Annotated in this window: 1 protein-coding gene; it reads left to right on the top strand. The window is 41.7% G+C overall.

Annotation, left to right across the window (positions count from 1 at the left end):
* Nucleotides 1-42 precede the first annotated feature (42 nt).
* Nucleotides 43-858, top strand: a complete 816-nt coding sequence (locus AC5WOF_RS19405; protein WP_496051589.1) for an IS5 family transposase — start codon at nucleotides 43-45, stop codon at nucleotides 856-858.
* The last annotated feature ends 6 nt before the right edge of the window (nucleotides 859-864 follow it).

The following is an 864-nucleotide window of genomic DNA, read 5'->3' as shown; positions in this document are numbered from 1 at the left end:
CTAGAAGCTATTTCAAAACTAAAAATTGTCAAATGAGTCAAAATGAAATTAAATAGGGACATGAGCAGACATGAGATAACGGACAAACAATGGAAAATAATTGAACCGCTCCTACCTAAAAGAAAAACACAGATGGGTCGACCTCCAATCCCACTCAGAAAAGTGCTGAATGGGATTATTTACGTGTTGAAAACAGGTGTAGCGTGGATGGATATGCCAAAAGAGTATGGTTCCTATGTGACATGCTGGAGACGATTGAAAGAATGGGAAAAAGTCGGGATTTGGGAACGAATTTGGAGAAAATTATTAGGAATGTTGCAAGAAATAAAGCGATTGAACTGGGATCAAGTGTATTTGGATGGATCGTTTGTGGCAGCAAAGCGAGGGGGGACGGGAATAGGGAAAACCAAGATGGGAAAAGGAACCAAAGTCATGGCTGTAGCTGAAAAAAATGGCATCCCAATCGGGCTTTTGGTAGAGAGTGCACAACCACATGAAATTCGTTTGGCAGAACGAACATTGGCTACGATTCGAGTACCATCCAAGCGTGGTAGACCCCTTAGTCGATTTCGGGAATTGGTCGCAGATCGGGCTTACCATAGTCGAGCCTTTCGCCTCGCACTTCGAAAAAAAGGAATCAAACCTACGATACCCGGTCGAAAAACCGATAAGAAAAGAAAAGGTCGCCCATTGGCAGTGGGCGACGGGTACAAACAACGCTGGAAAATAGAACGTTGTTTTGCTTGGATGGACAATAATCGTAGATTAGTTGTCCGATATGAACGTTACATTCAACATTATAAAGCATTTTGTATACTTTCTCTAATACTTTTATGTGTCAACCGACTTTTGAAATAGCTTCTA

It is taken from the genome of Shimazuella sp. NTD250 (genome assembly GCF_059510375.1).
Note: the sequence above shows the minus strand (reverse complement) of the source record. Positions and strands in the feature narration are given on the sequence as shown.

Coding starts and splice junctions, on each gene's coding strand:
- AC5WOF_RS19405 (WP_496051589.1), top strand. CDS start 43: ATGAAATTAAATAGGGACATGAGCAGACATGAGATAACGGACAAACAA.